Raw genomic sequence first — 23,230 nt, 5'->3', positions numbered from 1 at the left:
CGTGCCAGCAACGATGCCACCCCCAACCGGCCAATGAGATGGCAGACCTTCAGCTGACCGACCCACAGCGAGCACAGCTGTCGGGCGAAGCCGGCCCGGCGGCGGCGCTCGCCATGCGGCTGGTGGTGCGCATGGCCGAGATGACGGGCGCCACGAATCTGACAGCCATTTCACGAGCCCATATCGACGGATGCCTGTATCACGGCCCGGCCAGCGTCGATTTCGCCCGCACCCTCGCGGACGGCGGTGGCACGGTAACGGTGCCAACCACCCTCAACGTCGGTGCCGTGGACCTGCTCCACCCGGAGCTGTTCCGTGGCAAGGCCGAGGTCGCCGCTGCCGCTCGCGCCATGATGCGGTACTATCAGGCCATGGGCTGTCGGCAAACCTGGACCTGCGCACCCTATCAACTGCGGGACCGCCCTGGACTTGGTGAGCAGATTGCCTGGGCCGAGTCGAACGCCATCGTGTTTGCCAACAGTGTACTTGGTGCGCGGACCGAACGCTACGGCGATTTCATCGACATTTGTGCCGCCATCGTGGGCCATGTCCCGATGGTCGGCCTCCATACGGACGCCGGGCGTCGGGCTCGCGTCGTGGTCCGCCTGCGCCAGGTGCCAACCCGCCTGCTCGAGCGCGACACCACGTTTGCCGCTCTGGGCCACGTGCTTGGTCCGCTGGTTGGCGGCCGGATTCCGGTCATCGTGGGCCTTGACTCGGCCTCGGAGGATCAGCTCAAGGCACTCGGCGCCGCAGCAGCATCATCGGGGTCGGTTGCGATGTTTCACGTCGCCGGTGTGACCCCCGAAGCCCCGACCGAAGCCGCTGCGCTCGGCGGTGCAGCGCCCGAGGTGACGTTCGAGATCGGACGGAGCGACCTCCGCGACGCTGTGCGTGCCCTGACCTCGACCACGACCCGACAGCTCGGCGCCGTCAGCGTCGGCACCCCCCACTTCTCACACGCCGAGTTTGTTCAGCTGCGCGAGTTGCTGGGCGGCCGACGCATTGCGACAGAGGTCGAGTTCTTTGTCTCAACCGGGCGGGATACCCTGGCGCGGATTCGCGACGAAGGCTGGGAAGAAGAGCTGCGGAGCACCGGGCTTCAGATCGTGACTGATACCTGCACTTACATCACCCCGATCCTGTCGGGGCGGCCTGGCGCCGTGATGACCAACTCGGCCAAGTGGGCCTGGTACGCTCCGAACAACCTCGGCTATCAGGTCGTCTTTGCCAGCCTCGAGGAGTGTGTGGAATCCGCGGTTGCGGGGAGGGTCTGGCGCGATGAGTCGGTCTGGGAGGATCAATGATCAGCGACGCCGAAGTGCTGATCGCTGGGGAGGCAGCCGGCCCCCTGCTGGTACTGGACGAGCCGCTCTCGTTCTGGGGTGGTGTGCACGAAGCGACCGGCATCATCACCGACACGCACCACCCGCAGCACGGGCAGCCCGTTGCTGGTAGCATTCTCCTCTTGCCGGCCGGTCGCGGCTCGAGTTCGAGTTCGAGTGTGCTGGCTGAGCTGATCCGGGCCGGAACCGGCCCGTCCGCCATCCTTCTCGGTACGACCGACCCCATCATTGCACTCGGCGCGCTGGTTGCGGAAGCGCTTTATCAGAAAACGGTCCCAGTCGTGGTCCTGCCGAGCGACGCCTATCGTGCGGTCGCGACTGTAAGGGGGAGGATTCGGCTTCAGGCCGCCTCAGGCGGGGCTTCGATCACCCCCGCCTGAGCGCGCCTGGTCCGATCGACGGCTACTTGGGGGCGATCAGACGTTCAGCCAGAGTGCGGAGCTTGTCGCGCGCCTCGACATCGTACGCCTGCGCATGCGCCTTGACCGGCTTCAGCTGATTGAAGTATGTACCCGATGGCTCGGTCGTGGTCACCGCGTTGACCACTGACTCGACTCCCTCAGCGATGGTCGATCGCGGGTTCACTTTGAGGGCAAGCGCCATCGTGGTTCCCATGGTCGTGGCCGGGTGAAGTGAATAGGTCAGCACACCCTGCCGCTCGAGCTCGGGTGCCATGTCGATGGTCATCATGATCTGCGCCAGCTTGCTCTGCGCATAGCCGCGCCCTCCGTTGTACCCCTTTGCCATCATGACATCATCGAAGTCGATGGCCGTCTGCGACCCCGACGAAACGTTGATGATGCGAGACGGAGCACTCGCCACGACCAGCGACTGCAGTTCCTTGGTCAGGAGATAGTGGGCCAGGTAGTTCACCGCGAAGTGCATCTCGTGCCCTTCAGCGCTGAACTTCCTCGTGCTGTCAAAAATGAACCCGACCCCGGCGTTGTTGATCAGCAGGTCGAGGCGTTTGTTGTCGCGACGGACCGACGCGGCGAGGCGACGGGTCGCATCGAGCGAGGCGAGATCGGCCTGATAGAACTTGGCACTGCCCCGACCACTCCTATTGATCTCATCGACGAGAGCCTTGCCGCGTTCCTCGCTTCTCCCGGTGATCAGTACATGAGCTCCCGCCTGCGCCAGCCGGCGGGCCACGTCGCGGCCGAGTCCGTCGGTCGAACCGGTGATCAGGGCCACCTTGCCGGTGAGGTCCGGCAGCGGGGGTGCCTTCGGAAAATCAGTTCTGGGCTGCGGCGGCGCCTGAGCGCTGAGGGTGGAGGCTGCGAGGACCAGGAGGAGCGGAAGTCCTCGGAACAGCGCGGTAACGGAACGCGGCGACATGATCATGATGGCTCGACGAATGGTTGAAATGAATGACCGGCAATACGACAGCGTTCCTGGCACCACCGAACCGACCGGCAGTAGCGGAGCATGGAACGAGCCCCTGCCTATATACGAACATCACCATCTGGATGTTACTGCCGCCCCCGTCGACGTCTCCTGTTCGATCCACGATCGGGCGTGCGGCTGCCGCGTTGCCGGCCGCTGACCCAGTGCACCCTGCCGGTAAACGGATATCTTTGGTGGCAGATTTCACCCCTATTCGAGGATCCCTGATGCCCGCGTCCCGACGCGATTTTCTTCGTACCGCCACCGTGATCGGCACCGGCCTGGCGTTAGGCTCGACCGAAGGCCGGACCCAGACAGAACCGGCACGGCCCGAGCGTCCGTCGACCGACCGGACCGGGGCGCCCAAGAAGCTCCTGATGCTGGGCGGCACCGGCTTCATCGGACCCCACATGGTTCGGTATGCCGTCGAGCGGGGTCACGAGGTCACGATCCTGACCCGCGGACGGAGCCAGGCCAAGGTCGCTGGCGTTGAACACCTGATTGCCGATCGCGAGGGCGACCTCAGCGTGCTCAGTAAGCGCAAATGGGACGCCGTCCTCGACAACAACGCTCGTGACTACCGATGGGTCGCGCGGAGCGTCAAGGCGCTCAAGGACTCGACCGACCACTATCTCTTCGTCTCGTCGATTTCAGCCTATCGCACGGCAACGATGAGCTACGCCACCGCCGGCACCGTGCTGACCAAGCCGGCGGTCGACGAGACATCCGAGCGGTTCGCACCGCCGCCCAATTGGAAGGACGGTGAGGCGGTGCCCTACGGGCTCTCCAAGGCCATCGCCGAGAACCTGACGCACGCCGCGTTTCCCGGTCGGACCACGGTCGTGCGACCGGGCCTGATCGTGGGCCCGACCGATCCGACCGATCGCTACACTTACTGGCCGGTCCGGATCGACGAGGGCGGCGAAGTGCTGTGTCCGGGGAATCCGAACCATTCCTCACAGATCATCGACCAGCGCGACCTGACCGAGTGGATCGTCCGCCTCGTCGAGAATCGCACGCTGGGCGACTACAACGCCACCGGCCCCGGCACGCGCCTCTCCATGGTCGAATCGCTCGCCGCCTGCCGGGCCGTGACCGCAACGCCCGTGACACTGACCTGGGTGCCGGAGACCTTCCTTGCGGAGCAGAAGGCGGCCATCTGGAGCGAAGTCCCGGCTTGGTCGCCCGGAGACCCGCTTTCCTATGTCAGCGTCCAGCGAGCGGTCGACGCCGGGCTGACCTTCCGCCCCCTTGCCGTCACGGCACTCGACACGCTCGAGTGGGATAAAGCACGTCCGGCCGCCGAGCGAGCCAAGCGCGCCGCGGGAATGTCACGCGCCCGGGAGCGTGAGCTGCTCGCCGCCTGGCACGCACGACAGGGGTAACCCACCCATGAAGAACCTCGGCACCAAGCGACTGATCGCCTACCGACTGACGGACGAAGCCCCGGTCATCCGGCCGGGCGAGGTTCGACGCCAGTGGATGGACGACTCGCCTCATCGGTTTGCCTATCGTTGTCTGCCACTCACCATCGCGAACTCGTTCGGATGGGAACTCTTGTCGCCCGTTACCTTCGAGGCCACCTGGAATGGCGGCACTCGGATGGAAGATGCGACGGTCAAGATCCTCGAAGGACCGGCGGACGCCGTCATCAGCCACTTCGGCGTCGGAGTGCTGACGTTCCACACGGGCTACCTGTTCCGGACCGAAGCCGGGATCTCCCTGATGGCCATGGGGCCGCCGAACGATCCGAAGGATGGTATCGCGGCGCTGGCCGGGGTGATCGAGACCTCCTGGGCGCCCTATCCCTTCACGATGAACTGGCGCTTCACTCGGCCGGATGTCACGATCCGGTTCGAGAAGGGCGAGCCCTTCTGCTTCATCGTTCCGGTCTCGATCGGTATGCTCGAGGGAACCCGTCCGGAGCTTTCGACCCTCGCGGCCGACCCGCGTACCAAAGCGAAGTACGACGAGTGGGTCGAATCACGCGCCACCTTCATTGACGATCTCAAAGTCGAGGGCAGCGAGGCGCGGGCCGAGAAGTGGCAGAAGCGGTATCACCGCGGCCAGGAGCCCGACGGGTCGAAGACGCCGTACGATCATCGCTCCGCGCTGACGGTTCGGGAGTTCGCCCCACCCGGCGGCGACGCCAAGCGCAAGAAGTAACTGCGCCGTTCAACTCCCCAGAAAATCGAGCAGCAACGCATTGAGGCGCACCGGCTGATCCAGCATCAGCCAGTGCCCCGCCTCGGCCACCCGCTCGTAGCGCCACGATGCGTTGACCATCGGGCCCGACATGGCGACCTGCGCCTCGAGCAGAAACGGATCACCCTCGCTCCAGACGCCGAGCGTCGGACACTGCACCTGATCCCAGGCAGGCAAACTGGGCAGCGGTTCCTCACCAGGCAACGGAGGCATGAACGCGGCGCGGTACCAGTTGAGACCGGCTGTCAGTGCGCCGGGTCGCGCCAGATCGCGCAGGTAGCGTTCCTGGTCGCCCTGTCCTCGACTCCAGTCGCGGAACAGCTTCCAGTCGTTCCGGACGAGCATGGCCTCGGCGTATCCGACCTTGCAGAAGAAGTCGAAGTACCACGACTTTTCCCGCTGCGGGATCGTCTCCCATCCCGGGCTCGTTGGCGCACCAACCGACAGCACCGCCAGCCGCTCGATCCGATCCGGATACGAACCGGCCACGCTCCAGCTCAGCGACGCACCCCAGTCATGCCCCACGAGCGCGACGCGCTCGAGTTCCATGCGATCGAGCAGGTTGAGCACGTCTGCCACCAGGAACGGTCGCCGATACGCCCGGACCTCCGCCGGCCTCGGCGCCTCTCCGAAGCCACGCAAGTCTGGGGCGATGGCGCGGTAGCCGGCCTCGACGAGCGCCGGTATCTGATAGCGCCAGAGGTGACGAGAGTCGGGAAACCCGTGCAGCAGCAGGACCGGACGGCCGCTGCCGGTATCGACCACGGGAAAGCGTTCGCCGGCCAGGTCCACCATCGTGGTTACTGCGTCGAGATCCATACCGGCTCTGGCTGCGGAGAGGACAGGGACGGCTCAGCTGGCGGGTCGGCCCATCCAACGGCAGACGGTGCGGACGTACCCGGCGTACTCGACCCCGAAGGTCGCCGTGAGATACCGTTCCTCGGGCGCAATCAGAATGAAGTAGCAGGCCGCTACGGTGAGCGGCAGCAGCACGAGCATCCAGGTCAAGCCTGCAGCCAGTGCCAGGCCGATCAGGAAGAGCACCGCGCCGACGTAGAGCGGATTCCGCGAGTACGCAAAGATCCCCGTGGTCACCAGGCGTTCCGTCGGATGCCCCGGATCGGTCGGCTGACGGTACCGCGCCAGCTCGCGGCGGGCCGCGCGAATGACCTGCAATCCCATGATCGACAGGACGACACCGGCGGCGATCGTGACACCGCGATGCCCCCCGGTCGGCAGCGCCACAGGCACCAGCCATTGCAGCAGCATCGCGGCGAGCAGGGGCACGCCGAGTACGACCTCCCCGATTCGCCACCAGCGGTTGTGCGCAGCTGTTCTCACTGCCGTCTCCATCGATGAATTCGCTCGTTATCGGCCGGTCAGGATCAGGACCAGACCGAGCAGCGCGGGCAGCGCCTGCACGACGAAGATCCGGCGACTCACCGTCAGTGCTCCGAACACGCCTGCGATGATTACGCAGGAGAGGAAGAATACAGTGACGTCAACACCGTCCGTTCCCCGCGCAACACCCCACAGCAGGCCGGCCGCGAGAAAGCCGTTGTAGAGCCCCTGGTTGGCGGCGAGCACCTTGGTCGCAAGCGCGCGCTCCCGGCTCTGCCGGAACACTCGCAGCCCAACCGGCTTGTCCCAGAGGAACATCTCCAGCACCAGGAAGTAGGCATGCAGGGCGGCGACGAGAACAACGACTGCACTGGCTATCGTGGCCATACTGAGCGGTCTGGTGCTCGAGTGATCGTGATCCCGACCATCAGGGTCAGGGACGCACCTCAACAATACTCCCAATACCCGGGCAGCAACATTCCCGACGCCAGCCAGGGGGTAGTTGACACCACAGGTAGTATCATCAGGCTCCCATTTACAGGCCCACACCTGACGGGCTCGAGGTCGAACCATGCATCAGCGCGAGTACAGTGCGGAGGACGCGAGTTCGCTCGCGGATCTGATCCATTCGGGGCAGGTTTCTCGTCAGGAGGTGGAGGCGGCCGCGCGCAGTGCGATTGCGGCCGTCAATCCCGCCATCAATGCCGTCGTCGGCAACCTGTTCGATCGACCGCTCGACGCAGCAGGGGACGGGCCGTTCGCGGGCGTGCCGTTCCTGGTCAAAGATCTCGTTGCCCATGCGGGGGGCGTCACGCATGAGATGGGTTCCCGACTCGCCAGGGGCTTGGCCTTTCCGCATGATTCGGTACTGATGAGCCGATTCCGTGGTGCGGGGCTCGCCATTCTTGGGCGCACCAACACGCCCGAGATGGGCTGCAATGCAACCACGGAACCGATCGCCAACGGCGCAACTCGGAATCCCTGGGACCTCTCGCGGAGCCCCGGCGGATCGAGTGGCGGGTCGGCTGCCCTGGTGGCGGCCGGGGCCGTTCCGTTTGCGCACGCCAATGACGGCGGCGGTTCGATACGGGTCCCGGCCGCCAGCTGTGGCCTGGTTGGTCTCAAGCCGACTCGCGGTCGCGTGGCCATCGGTCCGGATGGCGACTGTCCGATTGGCGGTATGGGGATCGAGTTCGCCGTGAGTCGCACGGTTCGCGACTCCGCTGCGCTACTGGATGCGGTACACGGATCGGCTCCCGGCGAACTCTTCTGGCTGGCGCCGCCGGCGCGGCCGTACCGTGATGAGATAGGTTCGCCGGTTGAACGGCTGCGAGTCGCCTGGTCGGTAGCACCTCCGAATGGCTTTCCGGTTCATGCCGAGCTGATTGCTGCCGTTGAAGCGGTTGCGAAGCTGCTGACTGAGATGGGGCACAGTGTGCGAGCAGAGGACCCGCCGGTGCCGCGGGAGGCCCTCACTCATGCGGTGACCACCTACTTCGCGGCCTTTGCCGGTCACGGCCTGGGCCAGCTCAGCGCAGCACTCGGCCGGCCCCTGAACCTCGACACCGTCGAGGCAACCACGCTGGCCCTCTACCACCATGCGCAGCGGCTGACAGCAAGCGATGTGATGCAGGCGGATGCCAACCGCAATGCGGTCAACCGGACTGTCGGCGCCTGGTTCGAGGCTGTCGACCTGCTCGTCACGCCAACGAATGCGGAGCCGGCGTGGCCGCTCGGTTGGATGAATGCGGATGATCGCACGCTCGATGGTCCGGCCTGGCTCGAGCGGGTGTTTACCAAGGTGCCATTCACGGCGCTCTTCAACCTCACGGGGCAGCCGGCCATCAGTCTGCCGCTGGCAGAGTCCTCTGAGGGGCTCCCGCTCGGGATTCAACTGGTGGCCCGATATGGTCGCGAGGATCTGCTGCTTCGAGTCGCGGCGGCCCTGGAAGAGGCGATGCCATGGCGGCAGCGGCGGCCTCGGATCCACGTTGCCAACTTCTGACTGCTCGGGCCGGGCTCATTCCCCGGAATCTCGCGAGCCAACTCGGGCCCGTTGGGGCGGCGGCACCATCAGCACGTCGCAGGTCACTTGTCGTAACAGGTCGCCGGCGACAGTGCCAAGGAAGGCGTGCGCGAGGCCTCGGTAGCCGCGTGTTGCGAGCGCCAGAAGGTCAACATGCTCCTTCCGCACGACACTCGAAACGACGTTCCTCGGGTCACCGACCCGGACGTGGAATCGCCATGCCGGCACCTCCGTCATCGGAGCCTTCACCTGTGTCAATGCGTTGTTGAGGCGTCGCCTCAGTGCATCGATCGCCCTTTGTCGGTAGTGCTCACGATCCTCCTCCGCATCCAACTGAGACAGGCTCGGATAAACGAGCCCTCGATAGGGCCGTTCGGCAGCATGAATAACCGAGATGCTCGGTCGAGGGGGAGCGAGCAGACGAAGCGCCAGGGCAAGAACCGCCTCAGGCGCCTGATCGAGCTCCAGGGCAAGGGCGGGCCTCTGATAGGCCTTACGCGGAAGCAGGCGTACCGCGAGTACCGGGCGCTGCACCTGTCGGATGACACGTTCGGCGGTTGATCCAAGGAAGTGGTCGCGCAGACCGCGCTCGCCACCGCGGCCCATGACCACGAGATCGGCATCGGTTGCTGCAGCATTGGCGCTGATTTCGCGCGCAGCGGCGCCGAAGCGGACGACCGTCTGCACGGCAATACCTTTGGATAGGCCCTTCACCAGGCTCGCCCGCGTATCGGCCAACACGCGCTTGGCGTCGCGTTCGGCACGCCTCTGGGCGCCTGCCGGCAGGCTGTCGGGAACGACATGCAACAGGGTAATGCGAGCACCGGGGGCAAGCGGGAGCCGGGCAAGTCGCCCAACCACGCGATCCGATACTGGAGTGAGATCTAAGGGAACGAGCAGGGAACCAAGTCGTGGGAGGCGAGACGTGCCTTCTTCAGTGGCACCACTGCCCCGGGTGCGGTTTGGCATCTGACATATCCTCAGCTGGTGGCATCGTGTCGAGCCGCTTCAAACCCCGCCAACCGCCATCGGTCCGAACCGACCCAAAGGGGCGAGGCCTTGCCAATATGGCTAAGCGAGTGCCTGCCTCAAACCCCAAATCCGCTGTCGCTGCCCAACGCCGTCCGGGTTAGCTGCGCAAGCTCCACCGCAAGTGACGGCCCTCCCCTGCACCGATGAGGCCATTCGCCTGTGCACCCGTCAGGTGCTCGTTTGGGCCGACGGGAGCCCGCGACGTCGTTTGAGGTACCACTCAGCCACGATCAGGTTTGGCACCCAGCAGAGCCAGGCAATCGTGGGATAGGCGGCCTCGAACGGGACCTGTGCCGCGAAGCTGAACGGCAGGTAGACGCGCAAGGTCACCGCTGCCAGGGTCAGCGCAAAGCTCCGAACCATCCACTGCCGATGCGCTTCACGATTTCCACGCCGGATCTGACGTAACGCCGCCGCAGTGAACCACAGCCACAGCACGCCGAGCGCACCGAAGCCGATACTCGCCACGACCCCGGTCTGTGCGAATGGAGCAAGCGACAGTGCGCCAAGCCCGCCCAGCCCAACCGCCAGAACATAGGAGCGCCCCAGCCATCGGTGCCACGACAGCGCGCGATCACGAAGCCGCTGATGGAACTGCCAGGGGCCGACTGCCAGCGCCCACATCCCGCCGGCGAAGTGTGCATACATGGCAAGCGGTCGGCTCGAGCGCATCTCGTTCAGGAAGGGAGGGCCCAGCTGAGGCATCAGGAGCAGGATCCCAACATACGCCGCCACGAGACTCGAGAGCACAACCATGACAACCCAGCCGACTCGCTGCATTGACGCCCCCTGTTGGCCAGTCAATCGAGGTTCAGTTCAGATTGACCGAACAGCCGTATAGATCGTCCCAGCAAGGTACAGCGTGCCGAAGACGGCCTTGTTATGACGTGCCAGCCACAACGGCAAATAGATGTCGAAGTTATCCTGCCGCTCGGCTGTATACCGGGCCGCCAGGTCTGTCAGCGGGCACCGCAAGCGATTGGCAGCAAGCACGAGCACCTCGACTGCCACGAACCCGACCAGCAGCCACGCAAGGCGCAAGCGACCAGAGAACGCAGCCACCGGAATCGCCAGGATCGAGGAGGCAAACACAGCCCAGACCAGCGTATGGACGGCCTTGATCACGCGAAGGACCGAGGTCGGACTCATCGTTCGTTCTCCAGCCGCGGCTTGACAGCGGGGGTCTCGAGCCGGCCTGCGTCGACACCAACGTTGGGGAATCTAGTGGACGGGACGCTGGCGGGCGAAGTGTTGCAGCATCAGATCGGCGGTGACCCGAGGCGCGTCCAGAAACATCTCGTGACTCGCGTCGGGAATGGTGACTCGTTCGGCTCCGCGGATAAGATGCTCGAGGTGGGCATCGATGAGATCATTGAAGCCACCCAGATTCTTCCCGCCAGACAGAAGGAGTGTTGGAACCGAGATGCCCCTGACCCGTTCGAAGTCCAGCTTCGGGTATGTTGCGCGTGAGAAGGCGAGCTCCCGCCATTCAGTGACGTTGTCGCGAAACAGCTTCTGCCAGGACGGATCCACCTCTCCAAAAGGCTGCTGAAAGTACCACCGCGCGGTAAAGTCCAACCCGCCTTCGTCGCCGCCGCTGCGAAATGCCTCCGCCAGGGGATCCCAGACCTTGGCCATGAAGCCCTCAAAGATTCCGGCTCCGCCCCGAATCTCGGGCAGCCACGAGATCAGCGGTGGCTCTGCCAGGATGAGGCTGTGCAGCTGAGCTGGATGCTCCATCGCAAACACCAGCGCGGTGTACGCGCCGTAGGAGTGACCGACCAGGTGAACCGGTCCCGTCTCCAGCACCTCCAGGAATCTGGCAAGGTCGGCAGCTTCGACCAATGGAGAGTGGTTGCCGGTTGGCACATTTGTGTTCGGATAGTTGTTGCGGCGGCTGTAGGCGATGACACGATGCCTGTCGCCGAGCATGGCAAGCTGTTGTGATTGCTCCCAGTAGCTGAGGTCTGCCAGACTGCCGTGAACGAGGACCACGGGCTGACCCGTGCCGCGCTCAACATAGGACAGCGAGACACCACCGCCGATATCAGCCCGCTGTATCGGCGCGACCGAACCACCACCCGGCAACGCCTCTGGCGAACCTGAGCAAGCGACCGAAAAACGCAAGTCCGGTACAGACAATCTTCCGGACTACTCGGCCGCATCGGCCGCGACCAGCGGGCACGAGGATGCCGCTCGCGCCCGTCAGCCTACTTGCCATGATGACGGGCAATCTCACTCTCACTGAGCCTCAGAAATCGCGCTGCATTGTGATAGAGAATATCCCGCTTCTGCGCTGTGGAAAGGAATGGTGCCTGCTCGATGGCGGCGAGGGCACGCTCGATTGCCCCGGGCCAGACCATCTGATCCGAGCCGAACATGATGCGATTGCCGAAGCCAGCCTCCACGATCCCCTGGAGATATCGGTAGAGCACGGGGCGCGGCTGTGTGAAGGCAATGACGCCGACGTCCACATGGACTTGCGGGTGCGCGTAGAGCACAACCAAGAGGTCATCGAGCAGTGGGAACCCGGCGTGCATGAGATAGACCCGAAGCCGCGGATGGCGGACCAGCACCTCCTCCATGGTCAGCGCACTGTGCAGTCGAGCCCGGTAGCCGCTGGCACCAAGGTAGATCACGCCGGGCGGACCGGTGCCAACATGAATCCCGACCGGGATATCGAGCTCCTCCGCCAGGGCCCAGTAAGGCGCCATCCGCGGGTCGTCGGGCGCAACACCGGCATACTGGTTGGTGACTTCGCCGAGTACGGCCAGCTGCCCCGCGGCGTGGAGGCGGCGCAGGGAATCCGGGGTGACCGCTGCATGTTCGACAACGCTGAACTCGAGAGCCGGAATGATCCGGCCCGGGGCTGCAGCGCGCCACTTCGCCACCCGATCGGCGGCTCCGCTCAGGACGCCGATGATGTTCCTCCGCTCGAGCACCTCGAGGGTCCCCGCCATCAGCGCCTGGTCGGTCACGGGCGACCAGACGGGATCGCTGCAGGGAGGCTGCTTGAGCATCCCCATGATGAAGGCGCCGTACGGCTGGGATGGATCCCACGCGGGAAATGCAGGAATCGGTGTACACATCGCGACTGGCGGCGGGCCCTGACCGTCGACAGGATGCGCGTGCAGATGAACATCGATGATGGGAAGCGGTCGCTGTGCAGATAGCTGCGCAGACCAGAAGACCGTCAGGAGAAGGAACGGAACAAGCCCTGAGGCCTCAACCTTCATCGCTGCCACTCCAATCCCCTCACCGACGTCTGGATCGGTAAGGTCTCAAGGATAGCCGCGAAGCGAGTCCTCGCCACGCGGAGGCGTTCTCGGATATGACACATAATAACCCAAAATGGAGCCTGTGCGCTGCCACCAGATGGCCGCGTTCGGCAGGCGGAGACGACGGTCACTGTCGAGTATCGTCGCGCCCTTGAGCCCGATGCGGAGCCCAGCCCGCCGTCAGCCCGACGAGCAGCCAGAGGGCGGCGCCGAAGGACAGGTTATAGACCACGGCGGCAGTCCCTGCGACGTCCGGTCTCAGCACGATCATGCTGGCGGTGAGGCTCGCGTGCATGAGGATTGCGAGCAGCAGGCTTTCGGTCTTGGCGTAGACGCGGACCATCAGCACGCGGTAGGGCGGCAGGTAGGCAAACAGCGCCACCAACATGAACACGGGCCTCGGCACCGAGCCGAAGGCCTCGGCGCTTCCCCAGTACACCGCCAGGAAATGCCACGCCCCCCACAGCAAACCGACCAGGATCCCGGTGCGGTGAACACCATGGCGCTCGCGCATGCTGGCGACGGCAAAGCCGGTCCACCCCAGTTCCTCGAAGATGCCAGCACCAACCCCCACCGCAACACCGAACAGCAGTAACGAGGTCACGCTGCCGGCCGTGGCCGGCCCGATTGCTGCGGTACTGCCGTGCAATATCGCCGGCGTGAACGCCGCCGACAGCAGCGACAACCCTGCCACCGTGGCGCCCAGAACGAGCGGCGCCGTGAGCAGCGCCATCATGTACCACCGCAGGGGGACACGCCATCGGACCAAGCGCATGCGATACGAGCGCAGGCCATCGGAACCCTGCGTGATGGCGGTCATCGCGACACCTGCCACCGCGGGTCCTACCAGCATGGCAAGATAGACGAACGGAAACAGCTGATCGGCGCGCGCTGGAGGTGCGGGAACTTCGCCCGGAGCGATCAGTACGCCCACGCCACCCCATGAGAGGGCGAATGCCAGGATGAAATAGCTCGCCGACGCATACTTGCGCACGAGCGTCATCATGATCTGACTCCTTGACCGCTCAGGTGTGGGCGCTCTCGTCAGCGCGTCCTGTCGCCGGTCTGCCGGCTGCGCGGGCAACACCTCGCAACATCCCTGCGAACACGAGCTGATGGAGCGGCCAGATGCCATACCAATAGGCGACCCCGAGAAGTCCAAGCGGATCGAACGTGGCCGTCTGGCGCAGCTCGGATCCTTCAGCATGTGGCAGCACCTCGAACTCCAGCCACGCCCGACCTGGCAGTTTCATCTCAGCCGCCAGGCGCAACCGCCTGCCCGGCTCGATGGACTCGACCCGCCAGCAATCCAGCGAGTCTCCCGCCAACAGACGTTGTCGATCACGACGCCCCCGACGCATCCCGACTCCGCCCAGCAGCAGATCCAGCCAGCCGCGCAGGGTCCAGAGCCAGTCGGCGTAGTACCACCCCGTCGCACCCCCGATGCGCTCCACGGCGGCGAACACGGCGGCGGGCTCACTTGCCACAACCATGCTCCGAGAATCCACCAGCCGATTGCCGAACCGGACCCCTCCCCACTGCCGAGGCGCCCCCGCGGCCGACAAGGCGTCAGACCAGCGGGTCTGGGCGAAGGCCGAGTCTTCGTTTCGCAGCGCGCGCGCAATCGCTTCCCGCACCCCAATCGGCCGGATTGGAAGCAAGCGCATGCCGGTATCGTCCTGCACCACCGTCGGATGACGCAGGCTGTCGATCAGCTTGCGGCCAACTCGGGCATACAATGGTGTGACCAGGCCGAGCCAGAGGCTGGAGAGCCGGGGGGTCAGGAAGGGCACCGGGATCATCCAGCGCCGCAGCCCTCGCTGCCGCGCATACTCGTGCATCAGTTCACCATAGGAGACCTGGTCGGGGCCGCCAATCTCGATCGTAAGGCTGCGATCGCCGGTATCGACCGCCAGGACGCCGCAGAGGTAAGCCAGAACGTCTTCAATGGCGATGGGTTGTGACTTTGCCCGAACCCACCGCGGCGTCACCATCACCGGCAATCGCTCCACCAGGGAACGAATCATCTCGAAAGACAAGCTGCCCGATCCGATGATGATGGACGCGCGCAGCTCGATCACCGGCACGCCGTGCGCGCGCAGCCGATCTCCCACTTCGTGCCTGCTGCGCAAGTGGGCCGACAACCCTGCGTCGTCCTGGCCGAGGCCGCCGAGATAGATGATTCGCCGCACGCCCGCAGCTCGAGCCGCGGCCGCGAAACTCTCCGCTCCCAGCCGGTCTTGCGCCTCGAAATCGCCCGTCGTGCCCATGGAGTGCACCAAGTAGTACGCGGCGTCGACCCCCTGCATGGCCCGCGCAAGCGATGCTGCATCGAGCACATCGCCGGATACAACCTCGACACCAGGCGGAACCCGCGCCGCCAGCCGTTCAGGCTGCCGAGCCAGGCACCGAACGTGCCGGCCGCTCTCCACGAGTAGCGGCAGCAGTCGACCGCCGACGTAGCCGGTGGCTCCGGTAAGAAGGATGAGGCTCCCGCTACTCATATCCGTCGTGAGTCGTAGGCCCAGTGGAGCAGCGCCTGTCGCTGTTTGCGTCGGCAGTTCAAATCACGCGGCCGGCAGTGTCGGGCAAGCTGGGCAGCGTGCCGTCGAACCCCTTGCCACCGTCGAATCTGCCGCTCGTCGTCCGGGCACCGTCTCCCCAGATAGTATCGGCAGTACCATTGAAACCACCCCCGCGGGTCCTCTTGATAGATCCATCCCTTCGCTTGCCAGACGGTAAGGGGCTGGGAGGCGTTGACGCCGAAACAGTTGAGCGCGGGGTCGCGTCGTTCGGGGCACAGCTTGGCGTTCGCGAACCAGTCGTCAGGATACTCTCCGGCGCAATCGGTCATGTACTTCCCACCGAATACGCCCAGCCTCAGCATCTGCTTCGGGGTGAGTTCAGGTCGGAAGTCCGGGTGGAAGTTGCGACCCACAGGCTCCGTCAATCGATAGACGTAGCCCGTTTGCATCAGGTCGTTGACCTCGATTCGTCGCGGCCTCACCTTCACCTCCCCGGCAACCGCCTAACGACGTCAGCCTCGAGCAGCAGTGTTCATGAAGCTGAGCGGCCGCGCCACCCCGCCGATCGTCTGGGAACGGAGCGGCGTCGCTGGAAGAGTAGGCTCACCCGGCTGCCCGCTGCAACTGACGGTTACACGTCAGGCCACAGCGGGCGTCGAGCGCGGATCAGGGCGGCGCGGGCCTGTTCCAATCGATGCCGGTTGCCGAGGTGACCGTAGCACCGGGAGGAAGGCCCTGGATACCGAGCCACCGGAAGGTCACCTGCCCGCGCGCACTCGCGGCAGGAACCTGTCCCGGGCTCGGTCGCCGGGTTTCGGTGAACAACGCCAGGGAGTGAAACAGGTAGATGGGCGCCCCGTAGGTAAAGGTCACTTCATTGCTGACGAGGCTGACTGGCGGTACCGGTCCCGTCGTCTGGCCAGCACACGGTCCAGCCAGGCCACGCACTGTCGCAAACGCCTGCTGCGACCCGCCGCCAAACGGCTGTAGCTGCGGCTGAAGCCTGGTCTGAATCGTCCATCGTGCCTCGATCATGTCGAGGATCGGCGTACAGGGTCCGGTCGTGGTTACGGACCCCGTCACTTCCAGACGAAAGCGTATCACACCCTGGGTACCTGCCAGCCCGGGACCCGTGATCACCACCCGATCGGTGAGGGTGGAGAACGCCTGGGCAGTCACCTCATGGGCCTCTTGCGAACCCGACGAGCGACTCACCTCTGCCTCGAGGGCCATTTGCGTCGCAGATCCCGCGAGCGATGCTCGACCGGCCACGTCGAGCCCGTAGATACGGCAGGCTCCCGACTCGCTCAGATTCGCGGTAAGGCCAGCCAGGCGGCTCGTCGTCGCGCTGCAGTCTGGACCCGACTCGGGTTCGGGCGAGAATCGGACGTCGGTATGGTGACGCACCAGATACTCGGGCGTGCCGCCTCGCTCAACGAGCGTAACTCCGCAGACCTCGTTGGGGTCGCCGAGTAGAAGGAAGATGGTGCGAGGTGACCCTGCGTAGCAGGCTCGCAGCGTCAGCTGTGCTGCTCCGGCTCCGGTCGGAATGACGGTGCCCTCGTAGTAGCCCGGAGGCGACTCCGCGGTGGCGGTAGGCAGGGTACCTGATCCGCTCGTCAGCGTCGGGGTCACGAAGAAGTTGGCGGGCAGGGTCACCTGACCACCGGGGAACGACAGCTTGAAGGTGAGCGTCAGCGGGTTCGGCCCGCTCGCCAGTGGGTCAGCCAGGGTGACGCCCTCCGCCACCACCGTCGCGCAGAGGTTTGCTGTGAGCCATGCGAGATCCAGACCGTACTCCGCGGTAGCCAGATTGTATGACCAGCTCGCCAATCGATACCAGAAGAGCGCATTGTCCAGGGCCGTGACCCGGGCGCTGGCCAGACCAGGCTGAGCGCAGAGGGCCAGGTTGCCCCGGATCGCGTCCTTGAGTTTCCCGGCGGCGTCAGTGCGCCATTGTCCCCGCCGGGATGCCCAGTCCGGGTGACTCTCGCCCTGGGGCACTGACCGGCTCAAGCCGATTCGGTCGCCCGCGATGGTCCAGCTGTTGTACACCGCTATGGCACCTGCAAGCTGCGCATCTGTCGTCACCGCCTTCATCCGTGGAAGGACGACGTGATCGAACCAAGCCAGATAGATGCCCAATTCAGCGAGCGGATCCCGCGGCGTCGAGGCGGCGGCGTTGACCAGGCCCGCGACGTAGGAGTCGGCATTGGTGGCATCCAGCCTCTGCGACAGGTAAAGGGTGGCAATGTCCTGCGCCGTTCCGAAACCGGCGCCGGCTCCGCTGAAGTGGCTCACCGGGATCGAAATGACACCGCCGCTCGCCTCCGCGGTTGCCAGCTGGACCTGATCCCCGGTACCGGAGTAGGCAATGCCCACCAGCTGCTGCCCGGCCCCAGGCGTCCGCGAGGTACTGATTGAGAGCGTTGCCGGGAAGAGGAAGCTGGTTCCCGAGGGCTTGAGATCCACACCCCCGGCAAGCCCGCCGCTCAGCGGAACGCCTTGCGCAGCCGTGATCGGAGTCATGGTGATCGCAACCGGTTGCTCCAACGCAGCCGGCGGAATCACCAGGGTATAACCTGTTCCGTCCGGTGCCGTCGTCCTAAGTGTATCTCCTGCGGGACCGACGGTTCGGGTCACTGCCGCCGCGGTGCCCAGGGTCAGCACGAGCGGGCCAGGCGCCACCACGACGAGGACGGTATCGGCCACCGCGTCGACCGTCGCAACGATCCGCGCCTGACCAGTCTGCGCAGCCGTCACCACCCCGGTTGCCGAGACCGTCGCGACCGTCGGCGCCGTCGTCGTCCACGCCACGGTCCGCCCGGCAATGACATCACCCTCCGCATCCTGGACTTCCGCAGCAAGCTGGAGGGTCGCTCCCAGCTGGACGACTGCGGTGTCGCGATCGAGAACCACGCGGGCCGCGACCGCCACGACAGTCACTTGCACCGTGCCCGACACGCCCTCGGCGGTCGCCACGATCGTTGCGGACCCAGGGACGTGCCCGGTCACGAGGCCGGTCGTGCTCCCGACGGAGGCGATGACCGGATGATCGGATCGCCAGGCGACCGTGCGACCCGAAAGCGCCGCACCTGCTGCGCTTCTGGGTATGGCACTCAGCTGCACCTGAGCGCCCACCAACACAGGAGAGCCCGGCGGCGCAACCTCGACCGATGCCACCGGCGTCGGCGGGGGCGGAGGTGGAGGCGCAGGCGGTGTCGGCCCACCGGTCTCAGCACCACCGCAGGCCGCCGCCAGGACCAGCGAAGCAATCAATCGGCGCCATGCCGAGCTTACGGGCTGCATCCGTCGACTCCCATGGCTAGCTGGTTGCGAATCAGGCCCGCTGCGTTGAACACGGAAATGCACTCGCGGCGATTGTCGTAGATTCCCGCGGACTTGCCCATGTAGAGGATGGTTGGGGAATTGGTACCCGGGCCGGTATAGATCCGGATCGCCGGCGTGGCACCGGAGAGGAGCGTGCCTGCCGGCACCGTGTACTGGGTCCCTGCGCGGGTGCGAATCGTGGCACCTCCGATGTCCAGGCTCGCCGGGGCGAAGGCGGGATCCCGGGAAATCTCCACGTACTCATTGTTCGGATTGATGTCGTCCCGGTACCCCATCGCGCGGGCCTCGGTCAGGCCGAAGAACACCGATCCCCCAGCGTTGTTGACCGGCCGGGTGTGACGGGAGAAGAGTTCGGGCGCCTGGCCCTGCTTCCAAAGGCGAATGCTGCTTGCGCCTCCCGGATTGCCGACCCAGGGATCCGGGCCTGGTCCCTCCCATCCATACGGATCAATCAGCGAGGGCTGACCATTGTTCGTCTGCGTCAGCCGGAACACCGCGAAGTGGAGGTGGGGATTGAGAGAGCAACCGACATTGCCGCTCAAGCCGATCTGCTGGCCGGCAGTCACCGGCTGGCCAGGCGCCACATCGCGGCGACTCAGGTGGGCGTAAAGGCTCCGGAGCCGGACACCTCCAGGCAGCTGGTGTTCGATCACCACCAGGCCGTTGCCGTCTTCCGGGATCGTGGTGTTGGTGACAGGGCAGAAGAACGCCGGACTCACTGCGGCAACCACCGATCCGGCAGCCGCGGCCAGAATTGGTGTCCCCTCGGCCATCCGCCAGTCGTACCCCTCGTGACCCTCGTAGCCGAGAATGTCGTACTGTTCGCCCCAGAAGCTGACCTTCCGGCCGTTGTCGAAAAACGACTGCGGAATGTCATGGTCGTGCAGGTTGGTCGTGAAGTAGTCCACCCCGGCACCGAACGGACGGCCGAAGACTGGAATGACGAGCGGATCGACCACCTCGACCGAGGCCTGACCAGTCCGCCCATCTACCGAGGCCGTGATAACCGCAGTCCCCGGAGCTAGCGTGGTCACCGCACCGCTCTGGGTGACAGTGGCAACGGTCTGCGCCTGGCTCGTCCAGGTGAACGTTTTGCCAGCAATAGCCGCCCCGGCGGCATCCTTCGCCGAAGCACTCAAGCTCACGGCACCACCCACCAGCAGGCTCGCCGTCGCGGGGGTAACCTCGACCGTCGCCACCACCGGCGCGGCCGGCGGTGGCGGGGGCGGCGGCGGCGGGGGGGGAGCCGGGGGGGGCGACGGGCCGGCACCGCCGCCACACGCGAGAACAGTCAACAGCAGAGCCGGCAGCACAAGTGAGATCGCCCGGGACAGCGGGGGGAACATAGCCGGCTCGCAGAGTGAGGGTTGCCCTCACGGCGACAATCATCCGCCAAAGTGGACAAGGGCGGAACACCGGAGCGTTTCCCGCCAGGCCGACCTCGAGTTACCCAGTCCGTTCGTCCCGTGGCCATGACTCGTGCTGTCATCCGCAGCCTGGTCACCTCTGCTCTGCCGGTACAGCCCGAGCCGGCTCCGGAGCGTCGGGGGCCGATACGCGGCAGCAGGCAGCGCGGCTAGATTCGTGTCATGACCCCCAGATCCACGCGCCAACCGCGCGCGGCGGTATCCAATGACATCAGGCCTCGACGCCGTCGATGGTGGCTCCTCGCGCTGCTGGCGCTCGCCCCCGCGCCGCTCGCTCTCGTGCTCGGGTGCTCCGATGCCGTGGAAGCCACGCGCGTCGAGCGACGTGACGTCACACGCGTCATGGTGCTGACCGGGCGGGTGCGGCCCCCGACGCGCCCCAGCGTCGGGGCGACGACGACGGGCATCGTCCAACGGGTCCTCGTTCGCGAGGGCGAGCAAGTCCGGGCCGGACAACTGCTCGTGCAACTCGACGACGCGCAGGCCCGGGCAGCGGTCGCCGAGGCTCGCGCCGCGCTGGTGAGCGCAAGCGGACAGGCGCAGGCGGTGCGCACCCAGGCAGCCACTGCGCTCGCGCAAGCCGAGCGTGACTTGGAACGGACGCGCCGTCTATACGAGGCAGGCGCAGTCAGCACGCGCGAGGTGGAAGCGGCGGTGAAGGCGGCCGAGGACGCCCGTGCGATTGCCACCGCCGCCCAGGCCCGGGCGGCCGCCGGAAACTTCGCCGAGGAGGAACGAGCGCAGGCAGCCCTTGCGGCAGCTGAGGCTCGGCTCGCAAACACGCGCATCACGGCGCCTGAGGCCGGGACGGTGATCGCGCGCCTGGTGGACCCTGGCGTCGTTGCGACGCCAGGGCAGCCTCTCCTTCAGCTGGCGGCGGCGGCGAGCCCCGAGATCGTTGCCTACGCGAGCGAGGACAACCTCGCGGATCTCCGCCTCGGTGCCAGCGCCCTCATCTCCGCCGATGCCTATCCTGCCGAGCGCTTCGGGGCCCGGATCACCTGGATCGCACCCGCGATCGACCCCGCACAGGGCACTGTTGAGGTCCGGTTCAGCGTGAGCGAGCCGCCCGCGCACCTCATACCGGACATGACGGTGTCGGTGAACATCGAGGTCGCGAGTCGCCCCGACGTGCTGGTCGTGCCGAGGGCAGCGGTGCGGGGTCTGGGCACGCCGGAGCCCTGGGTGCTGGTCGACAACGGCGGTCAGGCCGAGCGACGCCGGATCGAGGTGGGCATCATCGGTGAGGCCCATATCGAAGTCGTGGGCGGTCTGGTCGAGGGAGAGTTCGTACTGCCCGCGTCGGTGCAACCGGGGGCGCGGGTTCGCGTCAGGAACTAGCATGCCGTTCGAGCTGATCGTCGCACTTCGCTACCTGCGCGAGGGGCGGACCCAAACGGCGCTGATACTTTCCGGCATCGCGGTCGGCGTCGGGGTCATCGTCTTCCTGTCGGCGCTGATCGGCGGGCTGCAGCGCCGGCTCATTGCAACCACGCTTGGCTCGCAGCCGCACATCGTGGTGCGCCCGCGCGAAGAGGTGCCGCGCCTGCTCAGCGCGGATGACGCCGGCGTGCGCGAGGTGCGGATCGAGCGGCCGGCCCAGCGGGTGCAGAGCATCGTGCAGTGGCAGCAGGCCCGGCGAGCCATGGAGAACGTACCGGGCGTGCTGGCAACCACGCCTACGATCAGCGGCGCCGCGATTGCCATGCGCGGCAGCGGCGCCAATGCCGTCGCGCTGCGCGGCATCGAGCCCGAGACGTACCGGCAGATCGTTCCCCTCGACAGCCTGCTCGTCTCGGGCCGGCTCGACCTCGACGGACTCAAAGTAGTGATCGGAGTGGAGCTCGCCCGCGATCTGGGCGTGGGCGTGGGTGGGCGGGTGCGGCTGCAGGTCGGAGCCGACACCGCCTCCATGCTTGCCGCCTATACCGTGGCCGGGATCTTCGACATCGGCAACCGGGACCTCAATGAGCGGTGGGTCTTCGCATCGCTGCGCACGGCCCAGAGCCTGTTCCGCATCGAGGGCGGGGCCTCCGGCATCGAAGCCCGCGTGGCCGACATCTATGCTGCGGACGGCATAGCCGAGGAGATCGTGGGCCGCACCGGGCTCGTCGCCGACAGCTGGATGACGACCAACGCCCAGCTGCTGCGCGGGCTGCGCTCGCAAAGCGCCTCGAGCATCATGATCCAAACCTTCGTCGTTCTCGCTGTCGCCCTGGGCATTGCCAGTGTGCTTGCGGTGTCGGTGGTTCAGAAGTCGCGGGAAATCGGCATCCTCCGAGCCACGGGCACGTCGACCCGGCAGGTCCTCCGCATCTTCCTCGCGCAGGGCGCCATCCTCGGCGCCATCGGGTCGACTATCGGCATCGGCATCGGCGTGGGCCTCGGCACTTTTTTCGCGTCGACATCGACCAACCCCGACGGAAGCCCGACCTTCCCGGTGGACCTCGACGCTGCACTCTACCTCCGATCTGCCACGATCGCGATCGTGGTCGGTACGGTCTCCGCGCTGCTTCCCGCACGGCGCGCCGCGCGGATGAATCCTGCCGATGCCATCCGGTCCGGCTGAGATGACACCTGACGGAGAGGCTGAACCGCTGCTCAGGCTCCAGGGCGTCACGAAGGCATATGGCGGGCGCGTGGTGACGCACGCGCTGCGCGGCATCGACCTCGCAATCGACGCTGGCGAGTTCGTTGCCTTCACCGGCCCGTCCGGATCGGGCAAGTCCACCTTGCTCAACCTGATCGGTCTCCTCGACACCCCCACCTCTGGACGCCTCTGGTACCGAGGGGTGGACACGGGCACGCTGGATGAGGCCGGGACGACTCGGCTCCGCGGTGAAGGAATCGGGTTCGTCTTCCAGTTCCATCACCTGCTGACGGCGTTCACTGCGTTGGAGAACGTGCTGCTGCCGATGCTCGCGCTGCGCGGCAGGCGAAACGACGAGATGACCGCCCGCGCGGCGGAACTACTCGATGAGGTGGGGTTGTCGGATCGCGCGAACTACCTGTCGAGCGACCTGTCCGGCGGGCAACAGCAGCGCGTGGCGATTGCGCGCGCGCTGATGCTGCGCCCGCCGCTGGTCCTGGCCGATGAACCGACGGGCAACCTGGACAGCGAGTCGGGTGAGAAGGTCTTTCAGCTGATGCGCAGCTTCAATGAGCGGTACCACACAACGTTCATCATCGTCTCACACGACGAACGGCTCGCGGCGCGGTGCGACCGCGTGGTGCACTTCGTGGACGGCCGGATTGCGAGCGACAGCGCGAACCCGGATCGGCAGGCGGTATCATAAGTCTACCCGCTGTCGCT

At 65.9% G+C, this 23,230-nt stretch carries 21 protein-coding genes; 8 read left to right on the top strand and 13 right to left on the bottom strand.

Going from position 1 to position 23,230, the window contains the following annotated elements; genetic code table 11:
* The first annotated feature begins 38 nt into the window (after positions 1 to 38).
* Together KF785_15135 and KF785_15130 are read left to right on the top strand one after the other, a co-directional pair.
* Positions 39 to 1,307: an aconitase X catalytic domain-containing protein gene (locus KF785_15135; protein MBX3148097.1), complete on the top strand. Its 1,269-nt coding sequence runs from the start codon at positions 39 to 41 to the stop codon at positions 1,305 to 1,307.
* On the top strand, positions 1,304 to 1,726 hold the full coding sequence (locus KF785_15130; GenBank protein MBX3148096.1) for a DUF126 domain-containing protein: 423 nt from the start codon (positions 1,304 to 1,306) through the stop codon (positions 1,724 to 1,726). The genes KF785_15135 and KF785_15130 overlap by 4 nt, the downstream gene beginning before the upstream one ends.
* 22 nt (positions 1,727 to 1,748) lie before the next feature.
* On the opposite strand, the gene KF785_15125 is transcribed toward KF785_15130, so the two are convergent.
* Positions 1,749 to 2,684, bottom strand: coding sequence for an SDR family NAD(P)-dependent oxidoreductase (locus tag KF785_15125; protein MBX3148095.1), 936 nt, complete (start codon positions 2,682 to 2,684; stop codon positions 1,749 to 1,751).
* 275 nt (positions 2,685 to 2,959) lie between these two features.
* Between KF785_15125 and KF785_15120 the strand changes: the two genes are divergently transcribed.
* Both KF785_15120 and KF785_15115 read left to right on the top strand, forming a co-directional pair.
* A complete protein-coding gene (locus KF785_15120) occupies positions 2,960 to 4,117 on the top strand; it encodes an NAD-dependent epimerase/dehydratase family protein (protein MBX3148094.1) in 1,158 nt (385 codons plus the stop codon).
* Between the two features lie 7 nt (positions 4,118 to 4,124).
* The gene (locus KF785_15115) at positions 4,125 to 4,898 is read left to right on the top strand and encodes a hypothetical protein (protein MBX3148093.1); all 774 of its coding nucleotides are present in this window, start codon (positions 4,125 to 4,127) and stop codon (positions 4,896 to 4,898) included.
* Positions 4,899 to 4,907: 9 nt separating this feature from the next.
* Here KF785_15115 and KF785_15110 read toward each other — a convergent pair whose 3' ends face one another.
* From KF785_15110 to KF785_15100, 3 genes are read right to left on the bottom strand one after another with little or no spacing between them, the layout of a single operon-like run.
* A complete protein-coding gene (locus KF785_15110) occupies positions 4,908 to 5,756 on the bottom strand; it encodes an alpha/beta hydrolase (protein ID MBX3148092.1) in 849 nt (282 codons plus the stop codon).
* 33 nt (positions 5,757 to 5,789) lie between these two features.
* Positions 5,790 to 6,278, bottom strand: a complete 489-nt coding sequence (locus KF785_15105; GenBank protein ID MBX3148091.1) for an isoprenylcysteine carboxylmethyltransferase family protein — start codon at positions 6,276 to 6,278, stop codon at positions 5,790 to 5,792.
* A 27-nt stretch (positions 6,279 to 6,305) separates the two neighbouring features.
* The gene (locus KF785_15100) at positions 6,306 to 6,665 is read right to left on the bottom strand and encodes a DUF1304 domain-containing protein (GenBank protein MBX3148090.1); all 360 of its coding nucleotides are present in this window, start codon (positions 6,663 to 6,665) and stop codon (positions 6,306 to 6,308) included.
* Positions 6,666 to 6,849: 184 nt separating this feature from the next.
* On the opposite strand from KF785_15100, the gene KF785_15095 reads away from it, so the two are divergent.
* A complete protein-coding gene (locus tag KF785_15095) occupies positions 6,850 to 8,283 on the top strand; it encodes an amidase (protein ID MBX3148089.1) in 1,434 nt (477 codons plus the stop codon).
* A gap of 15 nt (positions 8,284 to 8,298) precedes the next feature.
* Here KF785_15095 and KF785_15090 read toward each other — a convergent pair whose 3' ends face one another.
* The 9 genes from KF785_15090 to KF785_15050 form a co-directional block, all read right to left on the bottom strand.
* On the bottom strand, positions 8,299 to 9,165 hold the full coding sequence (locus tag KF785_15090; GenBank protein ID MBX3148088.1) for a universal stress protein: 867 nt from the start codon (positions 9,163 to 9,165) through the stop codon (positions 8,299 to 8,301).
* 339 nt (positions 9,166 to 9,504) lie between these two features.
* Entirely contained in the window at positions 9,505 to 10,092 is a 588-nt protein-coding gene (locus KF785_15085) for a DUF2306 domain-containing protein (GenBank protein ID MBX3148087.1), read from the bottom strand.
* Between the two features lie 60 nt (positions 10,093 to 10,152).
* A complete protein-coding gene (locus KF785_15080; GenBank protein MBX3148086.1) occupies positions 10,153 to 10,485 on the bottom strand; it encodes a hypothetical protein in 333 nt (110 codons plus the stop codon).
* Positions 10,486 to 10,557: 72 nt separating this feature from the next.
* Positions 10,558 to 11,331, bottom strand: coding sequence for an alpha/beta hydrolase (locus KF785_15075; GenBank protein MBX3148085.1), 774 nt, complete (start codon positions 11,329 to 11,331; stop codon positions 10,558 to 10,560).
* 215 nt (positions 11,332 to 11,546) lie between these two features.
* Positions 11,547 to 12,572 carry an amidohydrolase family protein gene (locus KF785_15070; GenBank protein MBX3148084.1) on the bottom strand — a complete coding sequence of 342 codons (1,026 nt, stop codon included), beginning with the start codon at positions 12,570 to 12,572 and terminating at the stop codon, positions 11,547 to 11,549.
* Positions 12,573 to 12,741: 169 nt separating this feature from the next.
* Complete coding sequence (locus KF785_15065) at positions 12,742 to 13,620, bottom strand: CPBP family intramembrane metalloprotease (protein ID MBX3148083.1); 879 nt, start codon at positions 13,618 to 13,620, stop codon at positions 12,742 to 12,744.
* A 19-nt stretch (positions 13,621 to 13,639) separates the two neighbouring features.
* Positions 13,640 to 15,118: an SDR family oxidoreductase gene (locus KF785_15060; GenBank protein ID MBX3148082.1), complete on the bottom strand. Its 1,479-nt coding sequence runs from the start codon at positions 15,116 to 15,118 to the stop codon at positions 13,640 to 13,642.
* Between the two features lie 687 nt (positions 15,119 to 15,805).
* On the bottom strand, positions 15,806 to 18,448 hold the full coding sequence (locus tag KF785_15055) for an Ig-like domain-containing protein (GenBank protein ID MBX3148081.1): 2,643 nt from the start codon (positions 18,446 to 18,448) through the stop codon (positions 15,806 to 15,808).
* The gene (locus tag KF785_15050) at positions 18,436 to 19,836 is read right to left on the bottom strand and encodes a peptidoglycan DD-metalloendopeptidase family protein (protein ID MBX3148080.1); all 1,401 of its coding nucleotides are present in this window, start codon (positions 19,834 to 19,836) and stop codon (positions 18,436 to 18,438) included. Before KF785_15050 ends, KF785_15055 begins: the two co-directional genes overlap by 13 nt.
* A 243-nt stretch (positions 19,837 to 20,079) precedes the next feature.
* Between KF785_15050 and KF785_15045 the strand changes: the two genes are divergently transcribed.
* From KF785_15045 to KF785_15035, 3 genes are read left to right on the top strand one after another with little or no spacing between them, the layout of a single operon-like run.
* Complete coding sequence (locus tag KF785_15045) at positions 20,080 to 21,258, top strand: efflux RND transporter periplasmic adaptor subunit (protein MBX3148079.1); 1,179 nt, start codon at positions 20,080 to 20,082, stop codon at positions 21,256 to 21,258.
* Position 21,259: 1 nt separating this feature from the next.
* On the top strand, positions 21,260 to 22,486 hold the full coding sequence (locus KF785_15040; GenBank protein MBX3148078.1) for an ABC transporter permease: 1,227 nt from the start codon (positions 21,260 to 21,262) through the stop codon (positions 22,484 to 22,486).
* Position 22,487: 1 nt separating this feature from the next.
* Positions 22,488 to 23,213, top strand: coding sequence for an ABC transporter ATP-binding protein (locus KF785_15035; GenBank protein MBX3148077.1), 726 nt, complete (start codon positions 22,488 to 22,490; stop codon positions 23,211 to 23,213).
* Positions 23,214 to 23,230 lie beyond the last annotated feature (17 nt).

It is taken from the genome of Gemmatimonadales bacterium (assembly GCA_019637315.1).
Classification (GTDB): domain Bacteria; phylum Gemmatimonadota; class Gemmatimonadetes; order Gemmatimonadales; family GWC2-71-9; genus SHZU01.
Note: the sequence above shows the minus strand (reverse complement) of the source record. Positions and strands in the feature narration are given on the sequence as shown.

Excerpts from the sequence above, each read along its gene's own strand:
- KF785_15050 (MBX3148080.1), bottom strand. The coding sequence starts at position 19,836 with ATGTTCCCCCCGCTGTCCCGGGCGATCTCACTTGTGCTGCCGGCTCTG.
- KF785_15135 (MBX3148097.1), top strand. The coding sequence starts at position 39 with ATGGCAGACCTTCAGCTGACCGACCCACAGCGAGCACAGCTGTCGGGC.
- KF785_15120 (MBX3148094.1), top strand. The coding sequence starts at position 2,960 with ATGCCCGCGTCCCGACGCGATTTTCTTCGTACCGCCACCGTGATCGGC.
- KF785_15055 (MBX3148081.1), bottom strand. The coding sequence starts at position 18,448 with ATGCAGCCCGTAAGCTCGGCATGGCGCCGATTGATTGCTTCGCTGGTC.
- KF785_15040 (MBX3148078.1), top strand. The coding sequence starts at position 21,260 with ATGCCGTTCGAGCTGATCGTCGCACTTCGCTACCTGCGCGAGGGGCGG.
- KF785_15095 (MBX3148089.1), top strand. The coding sequence starts at position 6,850 with ATGCATCAGCGCGAGTACAGTGCGGAGGACGCGAGTTCGCTCGCGGAT.
- KF785_15110 (MBX3148092.1), bottom strand. The coding sequence starts at position 5,756 with ATGGATCTCGACGCAGTAACCACGATGGTGGACCTGGCCGGCGAACGC.
- KF785_15125 (MBX3148095.1), bottom strand. The coding sequence starts at position 2,684 with ATGTCGCCGCGTTCCGTTACCGCGCTGTTCCGAGGACTTCCGCTCCTC.
- KF785_15080 (MBX3148086.1), bottom strand. The coding sequence starts at position 10,485 with ATGAGTCCGACCTCGGTCCTTCGCGTGATCAAGGCCGTCCATACGCTG.
- KF785_15115 (MBX3148093.1), top strand. The coding sequence starts at position 4,125 with ATGAAGAACCTCGGCACCAAGCGACTGATCGCCTACCGACTGACGGAC.
- KF785_15130 (MBX3148096.1), top strand. The coding sequence starts at position 1,304 with ATGATCAGCGACGCCGAAGTGCTGATCGCTGGGGAGGCAGCCGGCCCC.
- KF785_15100 (MBX3148090.1), bottom strand. The coding sequence starts at position 6,665 with ATGGCCACGATAGCCAGTGCAGTCGTTGTTCTCGTCGCCGCCCTGCAT.
- KF785_15060 (MBX3148082.1), bottom strand. The coding sequence starts at position 15,118 with ATGAGTAGCGGGAGCCTCATCCTTCTTACCGGAGCCACCGGCTACGTC.
- KF785_15045 (MBX3148079.1), top strand. The coding sequence starts at position 20,080 with ATGACCCCCAGATCCACGCGCCAACCGCGCGCGGCGGTATCCAATGAC.
- KF785_15085 (MBX3148087.1), bottom strand. The coding sequence starts at position 10,092 with ATGGTTGTGCTCTCGAGTCTCGTGGCGGCGTATGTTGGGATCCTGCTC.
- KF785_15065 (MBX3148083.1), bottom strand. The coding sequence starts at position 13,620 with ATGATGACGCTCGTGCGCAAGTATGCGTCGGCGAGCTATTTCATCCTG.
- KF785_15070 (MBX3148084.1), bottom strand. The coding sequence starts at position 12,572 with ATGAAGGTTGAGGCCTCAGGGCTTGTTCCGTTCCTTCTCCTGACGGTC.
- KF785_15035 (MBX3148077.1), top strand. The coding sequence starts at position 22,488 with ATGACACCTGACGGAGAGGCTGAACCGCTGCTCAGGCTCCAGGGCGTC.